Raw genomic sequence first — 20,574 nt, forward strand, 5'->3', positions numbered from 1 at the left:
CCATGAAACCGGGAAAAATTTTAAAAATTGCCTTTAGTATGGTCAAAGCCAATAAGCTGAGGAGCTGGCTGACTATAATAGGGATAATAATAGGCATTGCCTCGGTAATGGCGATTGTCACTACTGGGGAATATTTTGAGAAAGAGGTAACTGAAACTCTGGAAGGCTTCGGTGGTGATATCATCACAATCGTAGCCTCAACTCCCTTCCAGGTAAACGATGAAGAATCTGTAGTAGTTGACTCGGAAAATACGGAAGGAAGTTCAGAAGTTTCTGAAGATAGCCTGGAGACAACTGTAGAGACCGAAGAGAACGGAGAAAGTGAAGAGGAAACTCAGATCAATACATCTGATACTGTCGATTTTGAACAGATGACGGAACCTCAACTTACAAATATGGATATACTTACCCTGCGCCGCATTCCGGCTATCGAATATATCAACGTTAATGTTGAAAAAAGCGCAGAAATGAAGATAGGAGCCGAGAGTACCGATGTCTGGGTGACAGGCGTGGACCCAGCTGTCTGGCCTAAAATCTCAAAAAAGGATGTAGAGAAGGGCCGAATGCTGGAAACCGGAGATAGGAACGTTGTGGTTCTTTCAAATGAGCTAGCAAAGAAAACTTTCGAGAGGGAAATCAGGATTAACGAGATAGTTCTATTGAATGGCAAATCGTACAGAGTAGTTGGGATTCTGGCAACAGGTAGTGGGATTCTTGGAGGTCTTTCAGGACTTTTCGGGAGTAGTATATATATGCCTTACCAGGATGCATATTCCCTTTCCAGCAACGAAGACCTTTCTGAGACCGAAACGGATGACTACAGCACAGATGACTACAGCACAGATGTTTACAGCACAATAGAAGTTAAACTCAAAAAAGATGCAGATTATGAAGTAGCCATTAAAGATATCGAGCGCAGCCTAAGGCTCTCGAGAAGAGTTACTGAAGATACCCAGGACTTCTATGTGAATTCTCAAAAAGAAGCAATTGATAGCACAAGAAAGATGATTAACGGCCTTACCGCCTTCCTGGCGTTCATTGCAGGTATTTCTCTCCTTGTAGGCTCTACAGGAATTGCGAATACAATGTTTACGTCTGTCCTTGAGAAAACTAAAGAGATCGGGATCATGAAAGCCATAGGAGCAAAAAACCAAGATATAATGCTGATCTTTCTTTGCAATTCTGCAATGATTAGCCTTGTAGGCGGAATCATAGGTATTCTCCTCGGCACAGTTGCAGTGCAGGCGGTCCTTTTCTTCATCTCTATAAAAATGAATGCTCCCTTCGAATTCGCCCTCAGCTTTAAAGCTACCTTTATTTCGACCTTAGTTTCCATAGTTGTGGGTCTGATTGCAGGTCTCGTGCCTGCAAAGAATGCATCGGAACTGAAACCAGTGGATGCACTGAGATATGAATGAACAGTTTGGAATGAACAGTTTGGAATGAACAGTTTGGAATGAACAGTTTGGAATGAACAGTTTGGAATGAACAGTTTGGAATGAACAGTTTGGAATGAACAGTTTGGAATGAACAGTTTGGAATGAACAGTTTGGAATGAACAGTTTGGAATGAACAGTTTGGAATGAACAGTTTGGAATGAACAGTTTGGAATGAACAGTTTGGAATGAACAGTTTAAAAGAAGAATGTCTTACTAGAGATTATTTCACCTGAAATAATCGTCTTAGAAAGTAACAGAGAAATAGAAAAAGGAATAGAAAAAGAGGTGATTATAAGTCAAAAACTATATTTCTTGAATAAATATGAAGAATTATATGAAAAACTATATATATGGCCTAAAATATGAGAAGCAGTGGATATAGGAGATAAAATGGATAGTATTAAACTATTTAAAAAGGTCACTGATAGTATCAGTATAATCTTTCTTTATATACTACTGCTGGCTTTAATTATGGGAATGGTAAAGACCTTGCTGGATATCCGTCTCATTATTTTTGAGTCTCTCGAAAGCGGATTCAGTCACATGGTAACAAGTGTATTGACGGTTTTTATTGTGATTGACCTTTTCAAAGCTTTTGTTGATTACCAGGAGAACGACAGGATCAGGCTTACGGATATCACAGATGCCACAATATTTATAGTCCTGCGTGAAATTGCAGTCGGACTCTATTCACAGGAATTCGGATATGAATTTATTTTAAGTCTGGCGGCTTTATTGTTTGTACTCAGTATAATGAGGGTGCTTGCTATCAAATATTCCCCCGCAAAATCCCGGGCTCCTGGAGCTGATACAACTAATGTACAGAGTGAAGGGCAAACTGCAAAACAGAGTGTTAGTGCCATCTTAGATAAATGCAAAGCTGCCTCTGAGAGCAATTAATTTCTTTTTTAAAGCGTTTGAGCAGTCTCGCCTCTGCTGTGTTATATTCTGCCTCTAGAAGACAGAATAAAATATTTTTTCTTTTTGATCACGACTCTGGTCCAAAATCTAGTGATTTTTGTATTTTTCGATTGAAATCATGAACTTGCAGGAAGAATTCGTTCTTCAATCAAACTCAATATTTGATATCGAAAGACTTCCATCGAGAGGACGTATTTAATGGATTATAACCAATTATAAAATCTAGTGATTTTCAATTTCACGTTTATCACTGGATTTTGGTACTGAGTCTTGATCACACATGTAAGGATAAATTTAGAATAAATTTTGGCTACGAAGATTAAGTAAAATTAGTAAAGTTAGTAAAGCTGGAAAACTAGAAAGCTGGAAAACTAGAAAGCCAGAAGGTTAGAAAGGTAGTAAAGGCTAGTAAAGCTGGAAAGTTAGTAAAGCTGGAAAGTTAGAAAGGTAGTAAAGGCTAATCCTGAAATAAAAAGTTTTAAACTATTCTTGAGTATGAGATGTTTAAATGAAAGAGAGTGCTCAAAATCTCAATACCGAAAAAAAAGGGCTGAAGCCTGTTATCAGGAAAATATACGATTGTCTCCTTGGCTCCTATGGCCCTCAGGGTTGGTGGCCTTTAACCGAACTTCGTGAATCCGGTGGGACAAATCCCACAAAAACCGGCTCTATCCAGGGGTATCACCCCGCAGATTACACCTATCCACAAACCAGAAACCAGCAGTTTGAGATTATCTGTGGAGCTCTGCTTACGCAGAACACGAGCTGGATACAGGTTGAAAAGGCTCTTCTGAACCTTAAAGATATCCTTAGCCTTAAGCAGACACACTCCTTTTCTCCAGAAGTAATTCTTTCCCTTGACCCGGAAGTCCTGAAAGAAGCTATCAGGCCGGCAGGTTATTACAACCAGAAAGCAGTGCGCCTGAAAAATCTTGCCTTCTGGTTTTTGGAACTTGAAGATCGAATTCCTGCACGTAAAGAGCTTCTTTCTTTAAAAGGCGTGGGTCCTGAAACTGCAGATTCTATTCTGCTCTATGCCTTCAAACAGCCTTCTTTTGTTGTTGATGCTTATACTAAAAGAATAGTGACAAACCTGGGTCTTGTTGACGAAAAGGCGGGCTACAATGAAATCAAAGCCCTGTTTGAAGAAAATTTGCTTGAAGACCTGGCTGTTTACCAGGAATATCATGCACTGCTTGTGGAGCATGCAAAGAGATATTATCAGAAAAAAAGCATTTGGACTAATGATGAGATACTAAAGTGTATATTGTAACATTCAATATATTTTTAGTGAGACTTCAGAATATAATGCCCATCACTAGCTTTTTTAATAATTTGAGTATATCTTAGAGGAATCAGCAAGTAAGTGAGAAGCCATTTATAGTGTCGTGGCGCCTTATTTATGGTGCATAGTATTTTGACATTTTTTCGTCAGCAATCTTTCTGTCCATTTTTAACAAAGTCTCGGAGGTATTGCTCCTAATTATCTTTATCCACAGTATTCCAGAGTTTACAGTACTTATTTATTTGAGCCATTATATCATTTTTGAAGTTTGGACAAAAATAATATTAAATTAATTAATACCAATACAGATAAGAAATGTGTATAAAGGAAGAAATGTGTATAAAGGGGGTTTTAATTCGAATTCGGCCAATAAACCTTCAAGAAGTAATCAGCTAGAGGAAGGTTCAAGCGCAAGGCTATCAGTAGATAAAAAACCTGGGAAAGCCCTTCGTCCCGAGCCTTTGCCTCTGGAAGATCTCTACTACATTTATGAAATTGAACGTAGCCATGCCAATAACGTGGCCAGAAACGCCCTAGAACTCTTTGACATTCTTAATTCAATACACAGACTGAACCCCGAAATGAGGAACCTGGTAGAAATCGCTGCTCTCGTTCACGATGCCGGCGTGACAGCAGATCTTGAAAACCATCACAAAGCAGGAAGGAACATTTTACTCCTTCACCCGCCTTTAGAAGTGCCCGAAAGACTCAGGCCTGTTGTTGCCTGGACTGCTTTCCTGCATAAAAAGAGTGTAGGTAAAGAGAAAGTTGAGAAACTTAAAGGAAAGGACTTCGGGAAAATGCCTGAGGATCTTCAGAACCTCACCCTTAAAGTAGCTGCCCTTGTCCGGCTTGCCGACGCCCTTGATTATAGCAGGATGGAAAGCAGGTTTGGAAAAGTTACCTTCGGGAAGCAAAGTATCAGATTCGAGATCGAAGGGCAAGGAGCTGTAATTGATGCAGAAAGAATGGCAAAGAAAGGCGATCTATGGCATCTTCTCTACAATACCCGGCTTGAGTTCAGGCCTGTACCGAAGAAGTAATAAACCATAGTGTTTACTGGTTTCTGACTATATTTACTGGCTTCTAGCCTTACTTACTGGCTTCTAGCTTTGCTTACTGGCTCCTGGCTATAGAAACTGATTATATGGAGTATCGTTTTAATGGGTCATCTTATACTTGTCAGGCATGGAGAACCTGGCTTAAAGCCCGAGGAAAGGCTTGCCGGCTGGGTGGATATTTCTCTCAGCAGGAAAGGGATCGAAGAGGCTCTTCAATGTGCAGCAGAGCTTGAAAAGTTCGAACTGGACCTTGCTTTTGCCTCAAACCTTGTGCGGACGCAGGAAACACTTTTCTTAATATTGTCCGGGCAGAAGAAAACAGGGGTTGTTGTCCATGAGATAACAGGAAATGAAGAAAATCCAGGGAAAATGGCCTGGTACTCGTATCCTGAAAAGCTCGGTAAAAACCTTATTCCGATTTATTTCACGCCTTCTTTAAACGAGCGCTACTACGGGAAGCTCCAGGGCAGGAAAAAACAGAAAATAGAAGAAAAATACGGAGCCAAAAAACTTGCCTCATGGCGGTGGAACTTTCAGCCAGGCCCACCTGAAGGAGAAAGCCTCAAAGTCGTGTACGAACGTGCAGTGCCTTATTTCAAGGAGAAAATCCTGCCTGCCGTAAAGGCAGGGAAAAATGTGCTGGTCTGTGCCCACCAGGGCAGTCTGAGAGCTCTGGTAAAATATATAGAAGGGATTTCCGATGAGGATATCAGGGAAATCAGGTTTTCCACAGGCGAACTTGCGATATATCAGTATTCTGAGGGCAAGCTAACACGGGAAAACTCTGAGATGAGCCCTGAAACTAAAAAGAACCTCTAAGTTCTTTCTTAAATTCCTTTTTTAGATATTTTTTAGATCTTTTTTAGATCTTTTTTAGATCTTTTTTAGATCTTTTTTCTCCTGTTTTCTTTCCCACTTTTCTGGTTTCGCAGTTTTACATATTATGGTACTGGAAAGGAGTTTGATCGTAAATGACTCTTCGAATGGTTCTGGCGCCGGAAAAGGTTCACATGTAACCCAGAGGCAGAATATAGAGAGGATCTTCGTTTGCTGGCAGTTTAAGCACTTTTCTTACCTCTTCGTCCTCAAAAGCTCCTACTGTACAGGTTCCTATCCCGAGTTCCACTCCCAGGATACATACGTTCTGTGCAGCGTGCCCTGCTTCCATATGAGCATAACGAATGCCTCGACTGCCGTATTTGCCTGTTATCCTTGGATAAACCGCGGAGATTACAAATGAAACGGGAGCATTTCTTATCATGGGCTGTAAGAGAGCAGCTTTTGAAAGTTTCTCCCTCATATCACCGTCAATTTCCCGGACAAGAGTATGGCCTTCGGGAATGTATCTGTAAACCCCAGGTTCAAGCTTTCCATCTTCTCCGGTAACTACATGAATTTCAAGAGGATAAAGCGCACCCGCTGATGGTGAAGTCCTTAAACCGCCATTAGAACTTATACCCTGCGCAGCCCAGAGCAAGCGAGAAATAACGGACTCGGAGAGTTCCCTGTCTTTATATCTTCTTACAGACCTTCGTTTTGCAATGAGTTCCTCGATATGGCTTCTATCCGCAGCTTCTGGCTCAGGCAGTTTGACTTTCATTGGCAGGTCTGTAAGACCCTGATTTCCCATACTTATTTCCCCCATACTTTTGGTACAACATTTTTATTCCTTAATTATCCCTTAATTATCCCTTAATTATCCCATAATTATCCCTTAATTATCCCTTAATTATCCCTTAATTATCCCTTAATTATCCCTTAATTATCCCTTAATTATCCCTTAATTATCCCTTAATTAGTTCTTTTCCGTAATTATTCCTAATTATTCCTTAATTATTTTGTAATCCGCTTCATTGCTTCTTCTGAAATCCTTTCAGGAGTCCACGGTGGGTCCCAAACGAGCTCGATCTTTGCTTCTTTTACTCCTTCTATTGCTTCGACCTTTCGCTTTACATTCTCTATAATGAGCTCTCCCATAGGACAGCCAGGCATAGTTAGAGTCATTTTTATCTGGACCCGATCCCTTTCTACCTCTACCCCATAAACAAGTCCAAGGTCAATAATGTTTATCGGAATTTCGGGGTCGTAGCAGGTCTTTAGAACTTCGATAACTTCTTCTTTCGTAACGATGGTACCATCTCCCCTCAAGTTATGGATCTAAAACAATTTTATGCATTCCATCTAATAAAAAGGTGAATAGAATTAAATAAATTTCCCAGAACCTCAACAAAGGCTGTTCTCCAGTTTGAAAACCTGTGTCCAGCAGTGAAATTATTCAAAAAAAATTACGCAGTTGAACTGATAAATCAACAGCATCGGACCGTTAACTGTCTAAAACGTGATTTTAATCCACAGCCTTTGACGTAGTTGATTTTGTTTCTCAAGTGCGTAAGTCCTAGAGGATACAAAAAAGCTAACGAATAGATGCAAAAAAGTTAATGAATAGATACAAAAAACCTAACGGATAGTTACTAACCCAGCTAGTTACCAAACCAGCTCTTTTTTCGAAATACATGGATGTACGGGACTGTATAGATTATCGAGGAACTTAATTCACTGAAAAAGTCATTTTCAAACGTTAAATTATATATAAAAATCCTCTTAATTACTCTTATTGTGAAATAAACACAATGGGGGAGTGAAGTATAGCCGATAATTCAGATAAAGTTGCTGAAAATATTCCAGGACCTTATTATTGTGACTACAACTGTATAGCCTGTAATCTCTGCGTGGATACTGCACCTGAAAATTTCAAGATGAATGACGACGAATCCAATGCCTACGTATATAAGCAGCCTGAAGACGACGAAGAAAAAGAACTTTGCGAAGAAGCGTTAGAAGCCTGCCCGGTTAACGCAATAGGAAATGACGGCTGAATGATCGTCTGAGGTAGCAGATGATGTAACGGCTGGTAATTTGTTTGATTTAAGCCAATTTTCTGGCTTTTTTTTAGTTTTATTGATTATTATTGCCTTTTTACATCATTATTGCCTTTTTACATCATTATTGCTTTTTTATACCACTATTCTTCATTATTACTTCCTTTTTAAATTATTGCTTTCTTTTACCGTTTTTTATCGCTTTTTCACGGCTTTTGCTTCTTTATTCATTTTCAATTTCAGAATATATTCTGGAAAGCCCCTGCAGGGTAGAGTAACCTTTCCTGGTAATGATATAGTCTCCCCGTTCATTTCGCTGTAAAATCATTCCTGTTTCAAGGAGTTTCTGAAGGTGAAATAGCAGATTCCCGCCGCGCAGGCCTGTAAGTTTGGAAAGTTCAGAAAATGTTTTGCTTTCCCCTGAAAGTGCTTTGAGCATCAAGAGGCGCTGTCGGTTTGCTACCGGCTCGCAAACTTCAGTGACCAGTTTTTCGGGCTCGATTTCGCTAATGTCTATTTTTTTCTCCTCTTCGTTCTTTTCTTCATAGATCTGGAGCGAACGCATAAGTTTGACCTGCTTTTCAAAAAGATTCGTCACTTCCGAAAAACACTTGCTGCAATTTGAGGTTTTAGATTCCTTTTTTACTTCTTCCAGCTTATCCCGATAAAGCTTTATGGTTTCAGCTTCGATCCGGCCTCTTCCAACAAGCCCTGCGGTTTCATGCAAGAGATCACGAAAAGCCTTTTCACAAAAATCCCGCATCCCACAGTCTGCTGTCATCCGGGTATGCATCCTATCGCTTGCGTCCTCACAGAGATAGTCTACCATGGGCCTCATGAAGCTCTTTCTCATCTCCTCAATCATCCCTTCAATATGCTGCTGGTTTGCCTTCTGCAAAAACCGTGAGAATTCGTTCCGCAGGGATGTTACTTCTTCCTTAATAGAGTGAAGTTCTTCCCGGTAATAAGTCTCGGAATTTTCGTTAGCTATTTCCATTTTTTATTTGCCTCGGAAACTTTTTAAAAACTGAACTATAAAAAATTAAAATTATTTTAGTTAAAGTTTGTTGTAATCATGGCCAATAATTACTGTTACTAAAAATGCTGTTAATTGAAGGCACCATTGAATGTATTTATTAAAGTTGAACTTGAAGGGCTTACTAATGGTGTTTATTAAGACTGATATTTGAAGGAATAAGTGAAGGGATTATTAAAGTTTGTTCATTTAAGGTCATTTTTCTATACAATCGGAAGTATGTATATAATTATGACGCTCAGGTATATAAATATACACAACCTTTCTGATGCTGGTGATAAATCATGGAATTACAGGATATAAACAATTTCGTACAGACCGCAAATGAAGATCAGCTCAAAGCATTTGGTTTTCTGGGGCAATGGATGGCGGAAAACGTCCCAAAGTACTGTAACTGTCCCTCAAAGTGTTCTCAGAACTGTGAACTTGCAAAGGCACTCGGCGGAGCGCTTCAGGCGGCAGGACAGAAGCTTCAGGGACAGTAAGCAGGATAAATAGGTAAAAATAGGCAAAAATAGGAAAAATAGGCAGAAATAAGCAGAAATAAGCAGAAATAAGCAGAAATAGGTAGAAATAAGCAGAAATAGGTAGAAATAAGCAGAAATAGGTAAAAATAAGTAGAATCCTATTCGGATCTGCGCTCCTTTTATATTTTTAATCTTTATATACTTCTTTATACCATTTAGATATTATCCGGCCTGATATCTCAGAACCTCTTCCTGTGGTGGTCGGAAGCTGGCTGAAAACTGCGTTGTGATTTTTATATGAGCCAGAAGATATACTTAACTTAGAATCTAATAGGGGGAACTCAAGATGGAACCAACGACATCCGAAAGGGAAAACTTCTGGAACGCAAAAACCTATGCATTCGTCACCGATAATACAAAGCCTGCAATGAAGTGGGCCATATCCGAACTTAAAAACCGGGGCAAAGACGTCTATGTCATTGATCTTTCCGACAAGCCGGAACCCGGCTCTTTAAGAAAAGTCTCTGAACTTCCAGCTGGCCTCAACCGCGCCGTACTGGGCGTCACAATAACTGACCCTGGAAACTTTATCTCTGCCCTGAAGGAGAAAGGCATAAATAAAATCTGGCTCCACTGGAAAACAGAAACCGAAAAAGCTGTTGACACCTGCAAGACAGAAGGCCTTGAATGCATGACCGAACACTGCCCGATGATGTACCTCGGAAGCGGGTTCAGTATACATGGGATACACAGGACGATTGCGAAGATGACGGGGAAGTATTAAAAAGGCGTACTTTACCCGGAACCTTTATTGTCCACATTTTTAAACCCGCTTCCCATTTTCGCCCACTTAACAGCCGGCTTTTGCAGAAATCAATTCGAAAAGCAATATTTGCACACCGGATGATGTCAATTTCAGTGATTTCATACTGGGAAGCAAACTTCACCTATTATTTACTTCAGTATTGGAATATCAACTTAATCAGAATTTAGCTGATGCATCTCACTATCAGAATTTAGCTGGTGCATCTCACTGCAAGCAACGGGATACTCGACTAAAAAAAGAGCACAGGATATCATTAAAGAAATTGTTTTCATTCTCCTACTTCACTTACACTTTTTGATATACCCCGATAATTGCAGGCAAGCAGCATGTCACAAATGGTTTCAGGGGTTGCCACTTGTGCCTGAGCGGGTGCTGCGACTGCTGCGCAGGAAAAACTTGATAACCTCGTCGACAAGCCGCAAGGCAATAACAACGATGATGAAGATCAGCCACTGGTCATTGCTCAGCGAGGTCAGGCCCAGGATTCGTTGCAGGAGACGAAGCTCAGTTGCCCTATCTTGAAATGTATGTAGTGGAACAGATTTTTGTAGATGTTATGACTTTATTCCACTAATTTGACAACGGTAGTAAAGTTGTCGTCAGGACTTTTGTTTCGGCCCGCTGTGGATCGATGATGCCAACTACGACCAGAAGAGTGAGATCCTCCACCAGGTTTGTTCACCTTGGTCTTGTAGGTTAGGAATTGTAGGGAAGGCTCCTTGTTTTGTGATGTACATTGTATCCAATAACCCAAAACAAAGAGCACTTATTTTTATTTAACTTTCAAAGTCAGGTTGAAGAATAAAAAATGAAAAGTTGAAGAATAAAAAATGAGAAATTAAAAAATCTAAAATACAAAGATCATGTTTTAAAGAGTTATAGTGCTTATGGCACTTCTAAATTGTGAAATAAATGAATATATCTTTGGGATTAACCTGTTTCTCAGGAAGCTTTTTTGACAATCACTTTTTATCGACAAGTTTTGCTTCCAGGATCTTTAAGGAGCCAGTGTCACCCTGCCATTCAATTTCACTTTTTACAATCTCAATCCGCTTTTTAAAAAAGGGGGCATCGAGCACAACAGTCTCATATTCTCCGCCTTCTCCGGCCATGTGAACCATGTACCGCTTGTTCAGCGCTTTGAGATGCTCAATCGAGTTTACATTAATAGGGCGACCAAGCCAGGACTCGTCAAGGCCGTCAGCTGCGACTCTGACGATCCGGATATCGAGCACTTTTGACATCTCATTGAGCAATTCTTCAGGGTCTCTGTGCCAGAGAGGAGTATAGACCTTAAGCCCCAGGGCATCGCAGATCTTCTTCACCCTGCCTGCCTGGTACTGGGACTCAATTGCACCTACGGATACGCCGTCTACATCTACTTTCTTGAGGGCAAGGGTCAGGTCATCCAGTTCAAGTTCCTTTATTCCGCTGGACTCCTGCTGAATCAGGGGGATTTCACAGGCGGCAGAGATTAGTTCTACCATGTGGAGGTTGACGGAATGGTACATATAGGAATCGTCCCTTGCGGGAACAATATTAATCAGGTGGGTGACTTCATGCCCTTCCTGGAGGGCTTTATATATGGCAAAAATCGAGTCCTTGCCACCGGAAATCAGTGCTGCGAGTTTCATCTGCATCCCTTTTTGTTTTAATATCTATTTCGTACGTCGGGGGGTTATAATGCGTGGATCATTATGTAATATTTTATATACTTTTTGACTTTTGATCATGCTTCGTCGGCATTTGCAATTTCAGCACTCTTTCTCAAGCCTTCCAAAATTAACTTCATAACGAGCTTTCATTTCTTCCCAGGTGGGAAGGTCTGTCTGGCAACCTCGTGCTTGTACAGCAAAAGAAGCTACGGTAGATCCAATTTTACCGCAGGTGGTAAGCGGGTATCCTCTTGTGAAGGCGAGGAGGAATCCTGCCCTGTAAGCATCTCCTGCTCCGGTGGGATCTGAAGCCTGGACAGAAATTACAGGAATTAAAAATTCGTCTTTACCTGTGTAGATCCTGCTGCCCTGAGAATCATATGTGACCACAATGATGTCGATCATCGCCTTGAGTTCAGAGAAACTTTTTCCGGTCATCTCTGAAACTCGCTTTATCTCGTGCCGGTTCGCAAAAAGGATGTCAGTATGAGCGAGTATGAGTTCAAGGTTTTCTTTTGAATACGTAACAAGATCCTGTCCAGGGTCAAAGGAAACGAAGCCGGCAATTTGTGCAAGTTTAGCGTTATACACCGAGTCAGCGGTTGCAAGATGAACAAAATCAACAGGTTCGGGTTCAAGTTCTTTGAATTTTGAAGAAGCTCCCCAGTAAAAATAGGTTGTCTGGTTGTCTTCCCTGTCAGTGAAAATAAAGGCTTTAGAAATTTTCCGGTCCTCAATTCTATAAAGGCGGGAAAGGTCAACATGCGCGTCTGTAAGGAGTTTTTCATATCCTGAACTTACAAAATCTGTGCCTACAGGGGAAATCAACTGGCTCTTTCCACCCAGCTTTGCAATGGCAACCGCAATATTAGCAGCCCCTCCACCAGGATATTCTTCATAGTCAATGACAGGTGATGACTCGTTTTTTCCTGCGATTCTTTCAACATCTACAATGTAATCAAGGGCAGTATGCCCTACGATGGAAATTATTCTGTCCATGTAGTGTCCTCTTTTTTTCATGGGTTGTGAAAAAACCCGGTTCTTTACGCCGGGTCCAACTTTAAAAACAAAGCCTGAAGGAGAGATAAAACTTGCTTTTTTGCTGGGATTCGATCAGTGATAGATACTCTGTTCTTATGAAAGGCTCTTTTCTTAACAAAATATTCTTTTTAGCCTTATAAAGTAAGTCATGAACAAAACCCATAGACATAACTAACTGCATCATAATGTTTTATTCTTTCCCAAAAGGTTCTGGGAAAAAACTTTTATTTTCCTGTTTTGCTCTTATGCTGCTGTTCGCTCTTCTCAGCTGGCCTTTCGAATTCGGTGACTTCCACAACTGTCAAAGGAATGTCCCGGAGAGATTTTCCGATCACAGATTTTGCGATCCTTTCCGCATGTTCGGCAGACTCAGCATCAAAAACTTTCATCTCAAAAATAAGACCTACAAGAGCAGTGTTTGCCGCTATGAAAACACTGCTAAAGGGCTCACCACATACCGGACAGGATGTAGTTCCCACGTCAACCTCTACGAAATCCAATTTAGGATTCAGGCGTTTTCCAGCTTCTGAAATCGCGACTCCTATAGCATCATCAGCCGTCTTTACATCTCTAACCAACCAAGCTGCTTCAAGTACCACATGGAAGTTTTTCATTATTGTCCACCATAATTATTCAGTTATGCACGTTTTTTAAGAAGATTTCCCGATAGGGAAAAGTTTTCACAGAATCTAAAGAATAGAATAATGTATATAAAATTGTTTCTGCTTCAAATAAACAGTATCATGTTTGCTTTTATATGGTTTTTCAGTTAAGTTTTTAATTCTTGGTCCCACAACTTTAATCCTTTCAACTGAGTATCTATGCTTTCTTCCAGAATCAGGTTCAGGCATTTTTAATTTTCTCTAGTCATTTTCCTCTAGTCATTTTTCTTTTATTCTCATTTCTCATTTATATAGTAAAAAGAGTTTCATCATCAACTGCAAAAACCCCTAGTTTTGCTCCCGCATCGAGCCAGGCGTGACCATAGCTGAAGGAGGCAAGGGCATTTACAGGATCTCTATTTTCCAGAAAATACACCCCATCTTTATAGTAGGCTTCTGCCATTGTATAATAATCCTTTGCAACGGCATACATATGAGACCCCTGGATTGGGGAATATTTGGCTTTCTGGAGGGCTCTTTTTAACATATCCTCGTATCTTTTGACTTTTTCATCAAGATCAGCAGGCATTATAATCACCAGTAGGCGCTATAAACAGTATTCTCTTTTTTACTCCACTTCTTTCATAAATCCTGCTGGGCCTCCTGCAAGTTTCACAAGCGCTTCGGCTTCAAGAAAATGCAGTTTTCCGGGAATTACGAGGATGTGGAGAGGTTTTCCAAAATCAAAGTCCTTGAGTTTTTCCGCATAATCTGCTTTTACGACCGGCTTTTCAGAGCCTGCCCTGGCTATTCCTACTGCAATAGCTCCTCGCATAATTCCTTCTCCCCTTTTTTCCTCAACCTCAAGGAGAAGCTCAAGGGCAGTATTTACAGTCATATAGCCTTTTTCCTTATCTATATCCAGGAACACCAGGGTATGCAGGCCAAGTTCCAGGTTTTGTTTTATAATATCATAAGGAGTTTCCGAGATTATCCTTGTGCCTCTTCTGCTCTCATAGGGATGAGGAATACTTGCGGATTTCCCGAAGCGGTAGTTCTGCAGTCCTGCAAGACCCGAGACAGCCGAGGCAATTGAAGCCCCATGAACCAGGCGGGTCTCTATCCCCAGTTTTTCAGCTCTCAGGCGTAAGTCTACATGAGTTGTGGAGACCATTGTATCCCCGCCAGTCAGGAAGCAAAGATTGCTGTCCTTTGCTTTGGAGAGCCAGTCAGGGTGCTGCTCCACATCCTCTCTTGAAAGCAAAAAGACTTTCTTGCCGTAGAGTTTCTCCATTTTTTCAAGGTTCGTACCCATGAGAAAAGATGTATAGAACTCCGCGTAAACCATATCAGCTTCCCTGATAGCCTCAAGTCCCTTTAAAGAAATGTCATATTCGTCGAAAAGGCCCAGACCTATAAATGTAAGCATAGCCCGCTTTAAGAGCCCTGCTAGTTTAAAGCTTTTTGTTTGAGCAGATCCAGGCAATAATTCTTTATTTTCCGAATTTGAGGATATTCTTAACTTATTTATATATGTAAATTAATATTAGAATGGATTTACAACTGTAATTTTTAAAGGGGTTTTTATGGCTAAAGTTACGCTTATTCACGCCAGCTGGTGTACTGCCTGTCCGGCAGCTCGAAGATTCTGGAAAGACCTGAAATCCGAGTATGACTTTGAATACGAGGAAATAGATGTGGAAACTCCAGAGGGTCAGGCATTGATAGATAAGTATGGCATAGTTGGAGTACCTACGACTATTATTGATGGAGAGGTAGCTTTTACAGGCCTCCCGAAAAAAGCTGATGCTATATCTCGTATTAGCTGAGTAAATCTCAAAAGGGTATTCTATTGAAACTGTTTTCTGGGTTCAGGAGGTAAGTATGTATGACCTTATAATCATAGGAGGAGGACCTGCAGGGCTCGCAGCCGGTATTTATGCCGTACGCCTCGGACTTAATACTTTGATTCTTGAAAGAAGTGAAATTAGCGGACAGATTGCGCTTTCAGATCTCGTGGAAAATTATCCTGGCTTTCCAGCTATCTCAGGGCTAGAATTAATGGAAAAATATAAGGCTCATGCTCAGGCTGTCGGGGTAGAAACAAAGATAACTGAAGTCCTCTCCGTTCGCGCTGAAGGAGAAAAGAGAATAATCTCCACGGACAGTGGAGATCTTGAATCAATAGCTGTCATAGTTGCTACAGGTGCAAACCCCAAGCGTCTGAACGTGCCTGGTGAGAAAGAGTTTATCAGTAAAGGGGTTTCTTATTGCGCCATATGTGACGGGCCTTTTTTTAAAAACAAAACTGTTGTGGTGGTCGGGGGCGGCAACTCAGCAGTTACGGATGCTCTTCTTCTTTCAAAAATTGCCAGGAAAGTATATCTTATTCACAGGAGAGACCAGCTGAGAGCTGTTAAAGTCCTTCAGGATAGGGTTTTTGCAACTCCGAATATTGAATTCATTTTTAATGCCCAGATTCTGGAAATCATGGGAGGCAGCGGGGGAGTTCGAAAAGTCGAAAAAATAAACTATAAGGACCTTAAAAGTGGAGAACAGCGCGAACTGGCTACAGACGGTGTTTTTATTTACGTGGGTATTCATCCAAACACTGAAATCATTGACGTGGACAAGGATGATGAGGGCTTTATCAGGACGGATAACTTACTTGAAACCTCAAAGAAAGGAATTTATGCTGTAGGAGACTGTCGTGATACCCCAATCTGGCAACTTGTGGCAGCTGTTAGAGATGGAGCACTGGCAGCTACTGCTGCGAGCGTGTATATAGAGGACTTCAAAAAAGAGACTACATGAAAACTATCTAAATAAGGATATCTGGCTAAAGTTGCTTGAGATTGGTTACCTGAAGAGTCACTCTTGATTAGAGTCACTCTAATCAAGAGTTGCTCTAATCAAAAGTCACTCTAATCAAAAGTCACTCTAATCAAAAGTCACTCTAATCAAAAGTCACTCTAATCAAAAGTCACTCTAATCAAAAGTCACTCTAATCAAAAGTCACTCTAATCAAGAGTTACTCTAATCAAGAGTTACCCTAATCAAGAGCGATCCTAATCAAGAGCGATCCTAATCAAGAGTGATCCTAATCAAGAGCGATCCTAATCAAGAGTGATCCTAATCAAGAGTGATCCTAATCAAGAGTAATCCTAATCAAGAATGATTCTAATCAAGACCTTCAGGCTGAATTTGCCTTAAAGTTTAATTGTTCAAAATTCAAAACTGTTCAGAAATTTAAAAGACGGGACAGTAGACCGTTTCTGCCCCTATTTTTCGTTTTCCGTACTTTTGTTTTTAAGGCTTATTCCAGCATATGGTTGATTTTATCGTAGAAATCTATTATCAGCCTTGTTGCCTCATTGTCCATGTTCAACTGGAAAGTCCGGATTTGCTTTCCCAGAGGCTTTTCTATGACGATGCCCGATGCGATCAGGGGTGTAATAACCCTTGATACGCTGGAGTGAGACAGGCCAGTTTCTTCAGCTATCCCCGAAAGGTAGGTTGATTCGTTCTGGTGTTCAATTAGATTCTTGAGTACTGTCATCTGTGCGGTTTTACCAAAAATTTTTTCCATTGGATCCATTTATATCATCTCAGAGGTGGCTGTTCTCTGTAAGTGATTCTTATTTCCAATATTAACTTGCTATTTACGGTTATAAACTTATCTCCTAATTGGTCAAGCCGACGATTCATAAGAAGTCTTCTGAATATTTGGATAACTCTATACTCTTTAGACTGTGTTAACTTTAAAACAATGTGATTTTTAAAAGATTTGAGAAATGTTTAAAAGCTAAGAAAATATATACTGTATGGTGATGGAGGGTGATGAATAATAAAAATCTTGATCATGAGATTTTGAAATTAATCGAAACACAACCTGAAATAAGTGAGAGAGAGATTGCATCCCGTCTTTCAGTTCCAGAAGAACTGATTAAGACCCGAATCGCAAATCTTATAGACACGCGGCAGAAAATACTAATAATGGGGGATGGAAACAGTGCCCTCAGTATTAAGGCAACACTTGAAGCTGAAAATTATAATGTTGTCAAAGTCCCTGGTGGTTTTTCCTCACTTGAAGCCATAAAAGCTGAAAAACCCGACCTTGTCTTGTTGGATACTGGGCTTGCAGACCTTGAAGGTTTCAAAATCTGCAAACAAATTAGAACAAGTTCAAGATACTGGTGGATACCGGTTATGGTGCTCAGTGAAAAAGGAGAGGTAAAAAACAGGATTGAGGCTTTTGAATCGGGAGTTGATGACTACGTTACTACGCCTTTTAACCCTGTGGAACTGCGAGTCAGAGTAGGAATGATCTTGAAACGTACGCATTTCTAACTCCAAATCCAGCTTCTAACAGAAAAACTCTTTTGTATTAAAACTAGTAGGATATAAAGGCCGCTCTGAAGGGCTTTTCAGAGCATCCCTTTAAAATTTTTAATTTTTCTGCGTGTCAGAAATACTTTTATGCATTATAATTATTATTAAATAGATTCAGAAAATTTCCTGTTAAATTCCTTATCGAATGTCTTTCTAAAATGTCTCTATCATTATTTTTACGAGCGCCCAAAATTACACTAATTAGTTTATAAAGTGTGCCGGGACTCTTGGGATATTTATCGTTATTATTTTTAAATGATGTTTTTAATAAACTTTAAAAAGATTAGGGGGTATTCAGAGCTAAGTTCGGCCCTAATTAAAGCATCTGGTCCTTACATAAGTTTCTCCAGACCAGAGAATTCCTCAATTCCTCAATGTAAAAAGTCGATAATTAGACTTTTGGCAGGCCGTGAGAGGAGTCAATCTTAACTTTTACCAAAATCAAACTTACCGGATTTTTCAGGTTTTATTTTATAGATCAACTTTCCTCATGTCAGGGCAAAAACACTAATTAAATAAAAGAAAGACGGAGGAATTTTGAAGCTATAATAAATATATTTTTATTAATTTTACAAATAATTGAAAAAACATGTATAAAGTTATCTAACTTTATCGAATTCTTGCTCGCTCTGTGAAAACTCTATTTTTAAAATATTAAAGTAAATGAATTTTTCAAAATCCTTAAAAAAGAGCAAAAACATAGATTATCATGTATAACTGTAAATCATGTATAACTGTAAATCATGTATAACTGTAAATTTGTCTTTAACACAGAAATTATGACATGAAACTGTAGATATCTCCTTATTTTTAGTATGGAGCTAAAGTACAAAATTAATTTAACGCTCTGAAGGCATATTATTATTGCTAGAGTAGATGTGATAAAAAGTGGAAAAACATTATTGGAAAAAGGTGTGGTTGAGTGATGACTTTGAACGAGTGGTACAATACAGGTGTTGCACTCCATGAACTTAGACGATTTACAGAAGCTCTGGATGCATACAATAAAGCTCTGGAAATAAGCCCTGACAATGCAAAAATTCTGTTTAGCAAAGGTATGGTTCTGAAAAGCCTTTTCAGATATGATGAAGCTCTTGATGCTCTTAATAAGTCTCTTCAGATCAATCCTACGGATGCGAAGACCTGGTGCTCTAAAGGTGAACTGCTTGTAGGTCTTATGCAGTATAAAGAAGCTATGGATGCATACTACCAGGCTACATATCTCGCTCCTGAAGACCCTGAAGTCTGGTACAGGCGGGGAATGGCTCTGAGGGAAATGAAGGCATACGAAGAAGCTATGGATGATTTTGAGAAGGCTATCTGCCTCTATGAGAAAAATTATAATTTGGGTTCCATGAGCGCAAGTGAGTGGTGCAAGAAGGGTATGGGGCTCTGCAAGATAAAAAGTTATGAAGAAGCCATCAGCGCTTTTAACAGGGCTCTTGAGTTAAACCCTGCGAATGGGAAGGCCCTTTATAATAAAGGTGTAGCTCTCCGCTGGCTTGGAAAACACGATGAAGCAAGACTTTATACCAAAAAAGCCGTGGAGGTTTTTGACAACAAGATAAAGACAAATCCCGATAATGCTCGGTTCTGGTACAATAAGGGAATTGCCCTGAGAGACCTGGAAAAATACGAAGAGGCACTTCAAGCTTTTGAGAGAGCTATCGATATCAATCCAAGTTTTACAAAAGCCTGGATTGGTAAAGGCATCGTATACGACAGGATTAAGAAACACCAGAAGGCAATGGAGGCCTATGAGAAAGCAGTTGATATAAACCCGATGTATTCTGATCTCCTTTGAGTAGCCAGACCTCAGTTTTTTCCATGTAAATCAAAGACCCAGAGCTAGAAGAAGCCGTTAGTCGAAAACTCCTTTCCAGAATTCTCAGGACTGACGGCCAAAAGTTTTCTTTTCTCCTGACATATTTGCACTATGTCGCCTCGTAACTATATAATCATAAATATTTAAATGTTGTTTGCTAAAAAAACATTTTATGCGGAGATATTATTTGTTCAGAACCAATTTTTCATATAATTAATTATAAATAAATTTAATAATTATTATAGTTTGTAAACTAAAGGGAACAGTCAAGTCTACTAGAGTTAGATATATTTTAGGTTCAAATGCCGCTGTAAAGATATGTTAACCTTTGTAAACTTGACTTAATCACTTGAAAACACTTGACTTAATCGCTTGGAGACATATCTATATGAAAGATAATTTACTTGAAAAAGGCGCAATTGTTCAAAGAGACCGTGAAACTTACACAATAGCTCCCCACATTCCAGGAGGTGTTGTAGATCCTGCAACTCTCAGGAAGATTGCTGATGCTGCTGAAAAATATGGAGCAGCTGCTCTTAAAATAACTTCTGCCCAGAGAATTGCAATTGTGGGCTTGAAAGAAGAAGATCTTGATAACATATGGGCTGATCTTGGAATCAAACCAGGGGCGGCTGTAGGACTATGTGTAAGGAGCATAAAGATTTGTCCCGGTACAACTTTTTGTAAGCAGGCAAAGCAAGATTCTCTGGGGCTTGGTCTGAAGCTCGATGAGAAATATCACGGAATGCCTATGCCTTCCAAACTAAAGATAGGCGTCTCAGGATGCCCAAACTCCTGCTCTGAATCAGCTATTAAAGACATTGGGGTAATTGGCACTTCCAAAGGATACACCCTGATGGTGGGAGGTGCCGTGGCTGCATCTCCAAGACTTGGTGACGTTGTAGCAAAGGAATTATCTGAAGAAGAAGTCCTTGAGGCCATTGATAGGATAATTGATTATTACAAAAATTCAGGTACTAAAAAGAGACTTGGAAAATACATTGACGACGTTGGTCTTGAGAATTTCAAAGCTCAAGTCGGGCTATAAGATCCTGGTGCAAAAATTGGCAAAGCCGGCTGTCTCAAAACTCGACTCATTCCTACAATTGGGCAATTTATATTGTTGACTTTAAATGTAAGCCGGA

Annotated in this window: 23 protein-coding genes; 13 read left to right on the forward strand and 10 right to left on the reverse strand. The window is 40.0% G+C overall.

Going from position 1 to position 20,574, the window contains the following annotated elements:
* The first annotated feature begins 2 nt into the window (after positions 1 to 2).
* From MSVAZ_RS09360 to MSVAZ_RS09380, 5 genes are all read left to right on the forward strand, one after another.
* Positions 3 to 1,418 carry an ABC transporter permease gene (locus MSVAZ_RS09360; RefSeq protein ID WP_048120461.1) on the forward strand — a complete coding sequence of 472 codons (1,416 nt, stop codon included), beginning with the start codon at positions 3 to 5 and terminating at the stop codon, positions 1,416 to 1,418.
* 411 nt (positions 1,419 to 1,829) lie between these two features.
* Positions 1,830 to 2,339 carry a phosphate-starvation-inducible PsiE family protein gene (locus MSVAZ_RS09365; RefSeq protein ID WP_048120463.1) on the forward strand — a complete coding sequence of 170 codons (510 nt, stop codon included), beginning with the start codon at positions 1,830 to 1,832 and terminating at the stop codon, positions 2,337 to 2,339.
* Between the two features lie 529 nt (positions 2,340 to 2,868).
* Positions 2,869 to 3,633: an endonuclease III domain-containing protein gene (locus MSVAZ_RS09370; protein ID WP_048120466.1), complete on the forward strand. Its 765-nt coding sequence runs from the start codon at positions 2,869 to 2,871 to the stop codon at positions 3,631 to 3,633.
* A 329-nt stretch (positions 3,634 to 3,962) separates the two neighbouring features.
* Positions 3,963 to 4,688 (forward strand): HD domain-containing protein, encoded by a 726-nt coding sequence (locus tag MSVAZ_RS09375; protein ID WP_232316279.1) that lies wholly within the window; start codon positions 3,963 to 3,965, stop codon positions 4,686 to 4,688.
* 120 nt (positions 4,689 to 4,808) lie between these two features.
* Positions 4,809 to 5,525, forward strand: a complete 717-nt coding sequence (locus MSVAZ_RS09380) for a histidine phosphatase family protein (protein WP_198146829.1) — start codon at positions 4,809 to 4,811, stop codon at positions 5,523 to 5,525.
* Positions 5,526 to 5,712: 187 nt separating this feature from the next.
* On the opposite strand, the gene MSVAZ_RS09385 is transcribed toward MSVAZ_RS09380, so the two are convergent.
* Positions 5,713 to 6,336 carry a SagB/ThcOx family dehydrogenase gene (locus MSVAZ_RS09385; protein ID WP_198146830.1) on the reverse strand — a complete coding sequence of 208 codons (624 nt, stop codon included), beginning with the start codon at positions 6,334 to 6,336 and terminating at the stop codon, positions 5,713 to 5,715.
* Positions 6,337 to 6,539: 203 nt separating this feature from the next.
* The gene (locus MSVAZ_RS09390; protein ID WP_232316280.1) at positions 6,540 to 6,854 is read right to left on the reverse strand and encodes a metal-sulfur cluster assembly factor; all 315 of its coding nucleotides are present in this window, start codon (positions 6,852 to 6,854) and stop codon (positions 6,540 to 6,542) included.
* A gap of 497 nt (positions 6,855 to 7,351) precedes the next feature.
* On the opposite strand from MSVAZ_RS09390, the gene MSVAZ_RS09395 reads away from it, so the two are divergent.
* The gene (locus tag MSVAZ_RS09395) at positions 7,352 to 7,582 is read left to right on the forward strand and encodes a ferredoxin (protein WP_048120468.1); all 231 of its coding nucleotides are present in this window, start codon (positions 7,352 to 7,354) and stop codon (positions 7,580 to 7,582) included.
* Positions 7,583 to 7,808: 226 nt separating this feature from the next.
* On the opposite strand, the gene MSVAZ_RS09400 is transcribed toward MSVAZ_RS09395, so the two are convergent.
* The gene (locus MSVAZ_RS09400) at positions 7,809 to 8,582 is read right to left on the reverse strand and encodes a winged helix-turn-helix domain-containing protein (RefSeq protein ID WP_048120470.1); all 774 of its coding nucleotides are present in this window, start codon (positions 8,580 to 8,582) and stop codon (positions 7,809 to 7,811) included.
* A 323-nt stretch (positions 8,583 to 8,905) separates the two neighbouring features.
* Here MSVAZ_RS09400 and MSVAZ_RS09405 point away from each other — a divergent pair, with 323 nt between their 5' ends.
* Positions 8,906 to 9,106, forward strand: a complete 201-nt coding sequence (locus MSVAZ_RS09405) for a hypothetical protein (protein WP_048120472.1) — start codon at positions 8,906 to 8,908, stop codon at positions 9,104 to 9,106.
* A gap of 328 nt (positions 9,107 to 9,434) precedes the next feature.
* Complete coding sequence (locus MSVAZ_RS09410) at positions 9,435 to 9,872, forward strand: hypothetical protein (protein WP_048120474.1); 438 nt, start codon at positions 9,435 to 9,437, stop codon at positions 9,870 to 9,872.
* A gap of 310 nt (positions 9,873 to 10,182) precedes the next feature.
* On the opposite strand, the gene MSVAZ_RS21230 is transcribed toward MSVAZ_RS09410, so the two are convergent.
* From MSVAZ_RS21230 to dph5, 6 genes are all read right to left on the reverse strand, one after another.
* Positions 10,183 to 10,329, reverse strand: a complete 147-nt coding sequence (locus MSVAZ_RS21230; RefSeq protein ID WP_157206060.1) for a hypothetical protein — start codon at positions 10,327 to 10,329, stop codon at positions 10,183 to 10,185.
* Between the two features lie 547 nt (positions 10,330 to 10,876).
* On the reverse strand, positions 10,877 to 11,548 hold the full coding sequence (locus tag MSVAZ_RS09415) for a diphthine--ammonia ligase (RefSeq protein ID WP_048120476.1): 672 nt from the start codon (positions 11,546 to 11,548) through the stop codon (positions 10,877 to 10,879).
* Positions 11,549 to 11,668: 120 nt separating this feature from the next.
* On the reverse strand, positions 11,669 to 12,568 hold the full coding sequence (locus MSVAZ_RS09420) for a carbohydrate kinase family protein (protein WP_048123856.1): 900 nt from the start codon (positions 12,566 to 12,568) through the stop codon (positions 11,669 to 11,671).
* Between the two features lie 266 nt (positions 12,569 to 12,834).
* Positions 12,835 to 13,224, reverse strand: a complete 390-nt coding sequence (locus MSVAZ_RS09425; RefSeq protein WP_048120478.1) for a DUF555 domain-containing protein — start codon at positions 13,222 to 13,224, stop codon at positions 12,835 to 12,837.
* A 295-nt stretch (positions 13,225 to 13,519) separates the two neighbouring features.
* On the reverse strand, positions 13,520 to 13,801 hold the full coding sequence (locus MSVAZ_RS09430; RefSeq protein ID WP_048120480.1) for a DUF357 domain-containing protein: 282 nt from the start codon (positions 13,799 to 13,801) through the stop codon (positions 13,520 to 13,522).
* A 39-nt stretch (positions 13,802 to 13,840) separates the two neighbouring features.
* Complete coding sequence (dph5, locus tag MSVAZ_RS09435; protein ID WP_048123857.1) at positions 13,841 to 14,641, reverse strand: diphthine synthase; 801 nt, start codon at positions 14,639 to 14,641, stop codon at positions 13,841 to 13,843.
* Between the two features lie 157 nt (positions 14,642 to 14,798).
* On the opposite strand from dph5, the gene MSVAZ_RS09440 reads away from it, so the two are divergent.
* Together MSVAZ_RS09440 and MSVAZ_RS09445 are read left to right on the forward strand one after the other, a co-directional pair.
* On the forward strand, positions 14,799 to 15,041 hold the full coding sequence (locus tag MSVAZ_RS09440) for a glutaredoxin family protein (RefSeq protein WP_048120482.1): 243 nt from the start codon (positions 14,799 to 14,801) through the stop codon (positions 15,039 to 15,041).
* A gap of 55 nt (positions 15,042 to 15,096) precedes the next feature.
* A complete protein-coding gene (locus MSVAZ_RS09445) occupies positions 15,097 to 16,026 on the forward strand; it encodes an NAD(P)/FAD-dependent oxidoreductase (RefSeq protein WP_048120484.1) in 930 nt (309 codons plus the stop codon).
* 502 nt (positions 16,027 to 16,528) lie between these two features.
* Here the strand turns inward: MSVAZ_RS09445 and MSVAZ_RS09450 are convergent.
* On the reverse strand, positions 16,529 to 16,810 hold the full coding sequence (locus MSVAZ_RS09450) for a MarR family transcriptional regulator (RefSeq protein WP_048120486.1): 282 nt from the start codon (positions 16,808 to 16,810) through the stop codon (positions 16,529 to 16,531).
* 242 nt (positions 16,811 to 17,052) lie between these two features.
* Here MSVAZ_RS09450 and MSVAZ_RS09455 point away from each other — a divergent pair, with 242 nt between their 5' ends.
* From MSVAZ_RS09455 to MSVAZ_RS09465, 3 genes are all read left to right on the forward strand, one after another.
* On the forward strand, positions 17,053 to 17,562 hold the full coding sequence (locus MSVAZ_RS09455; protein ID WP_048120488.1) for a response regulator transcription factor: 510 nt from the start codon (positions 17,053 to 17,055) through the stop codon (positions 17,560 to 17,562).
* A gap of 967 nt (positions 17,563 to 18,529) precedes the next feature.
* Entirely contained in the window at positions 18,530 to 19,408 is an 879-nt protein-coding gene (locus MSVAZ_RS09460) for a tetratricopeptide repeat protein (RefSeq protein ID WP_048120490.1), read from the forward strand.
* Positions 19,409 to 19,817: 409 nt separating this feature from the next.
* Complete coding sequence (locus MSVAZ_RS09465; protein ID WP_048120493.1) at positions 19,818 to 20,477, forward strand: nitrite/sulfite reductase domain-containing protein; 660 nt, start codon at positions 19,818 to 19,820, stop codon at positions 20,475 to 20,477.
* Positions 20,478 to 20,574 lie beyond the last annotated feature (97 nt).

The organism is Methanosarcina vacuolata Z-761, assembly GCF_000969905.1.
GTDB classification, from domain to species: domain Archaea; phylum Halobacteriota; class Methanosarcinia; order Methanosarcinales; family Methanosarcinaceae; genus Methanosarcina; species Methanosarcina vacuolata.

What these genes read in the sequence shown, in the direction of transcription:
- MSVAZ_RS09360 (WP_048120461.1), top strand. Translation starts at nt 3, where the DNA reads ATGAAACCGGGAAAAATTTTAAAAATTGCCTTTAGTATGGTCAAAGCC.
- MSVAZ_RS09365 (WP_048120463.1), top strand. Translation starts at nt 1,830, where the DNA reads ATGGATAGTATTAAACTATTTAAAAAGGTCACTGATAGTATCAGTATA.
- MSVAZ_RS09370 (WP_048120466.1), top strand. Translation starts at nt 2,869, where the DNA reads ATGAAAGAGAGTGCTCAAAATCTCAATACCGAAAAAAAAGGGCTGAAG.
- MSVAZ_RS09380 (WP_198146829.1), top strand. Translation starts at nt 4,809, where the DNA reads ATGGGTCATCTTATACTTGTCAGGCATGGAGAACCTGGCTTAAAGCCC.
- MSVAZ_RS09385 (WP_198146830.1), bottom strand. Translation starts at nt 6,336, where the DNA reads ATGGGAAATCAGGGTCTTACAGACCTGCCAATGAAAGTCAAACTGCCT.
- MSVAZ_RS09400 (WP_048120470.1), bottom strand. Translation starts at nt 8,582, where the DNA reads ATGGAAATAGCTAACGAAAATTCCGAGACTTATTACCGGGAAGAACTT.
- MSVAZ_RS09405 (WP_048120472.1), top strand. Translation starts at nt 8,906, where the DNA reads ATGGAATTACAGGATATAAACAATTTCGTACAGACCGCAAATGAAGAT.
- MSVAZ_RS09410 (WP_048120474.1), top strand. Translation starts at nt 9,435, where the DNA reads ATGGAACCAACGACATCCGAAAGGGAAAACTTCTGGAACGCAAAAACC.
- MSVAZ_RS09415 (WP_048120476.1), bottom strand. Translation starts at nt 11,548, where the DNA reads ATGAAACTCGCAGCACTGATTTCCGGTGGCAAGGACTCGATTTTTGCC.
- MSVAZ_RS09420 (WP_048123856.1), bottom strand. Translation starts at nt 12,568, where the DNA reads ATGGACAGAATAATTTCCATCGTAGGGCATACTGCCCTTGATTACATT.
- MSVAZ_RS09425 (WP_048120478.1), bottom strand. Translation starts at nt 13,224, where the DNA reads ATGAAAAACTTCCATGTGGTACTTGAAGCAGCTTGGTTGGTTAGAGAT.
- MSVAZ_RS09430 (WP_048120480.1), bottom strand. Translation starts at nt 13,801, where the DNA reads ATGCCTGCTGATCTTGATGAAAAAGTCAAAAGATACGAGGATATGTTA.
- dph5 (WP_048123857.1), bottom strand. Translation starts at nt 14,641, where the DNA reads ATGCTTACATTTATAGGTCTGGGCCTTTTCGACGAATATGACATTTCT.
- MSVAZ_RS09440 (WP_048120482.1), top strand. Translation starts at nt 14,799, where the DNA reads ATGGCTAAAGTTACGCTTATTCACGCCAGCTGGTGTACTGCCTGTCCG.
- MSVAZ_RS09445 (WP_048120484.1), top strand. Translation starts at nt 15,097, where the DNA reads ATGTATGACCTTATAATCATAGGAGGAGGACCTGCAGGGCTCGCAGCC.
- MSVAZ_RS09450 (WP_048120486.1), bottom strand. Translation starts at nt 16,810, where the DNA reads ATGGATCCAATGGAAAAAATTTTTGGTAAAACCGCACAGATGACAGTA.
- MSVAZ_RS09455 (WP_048120488.1), top strand. Translation starts at nt 17,053, where the DNA reads ATGAATAATAAAAATCTTGATCATGAGATTTTGAAATTAATCGAAACA.
- MSVAZ_RS09460 (WP_048120490.1), top strand. Translation starts at nt 18,530, where the DNA reads ATGACTTTGAACGAGTGGTACAATACAGGTGTTGCACTCCATGAACTT.
- MSVAZ_RS09465 (WP_048120493.1), top strand. Translation starts at nt 19,818, where the DNA reads ATGAAAGATAATTTACTTGAAAAAGGCGCAATTGTTCAAAGAGACCGT.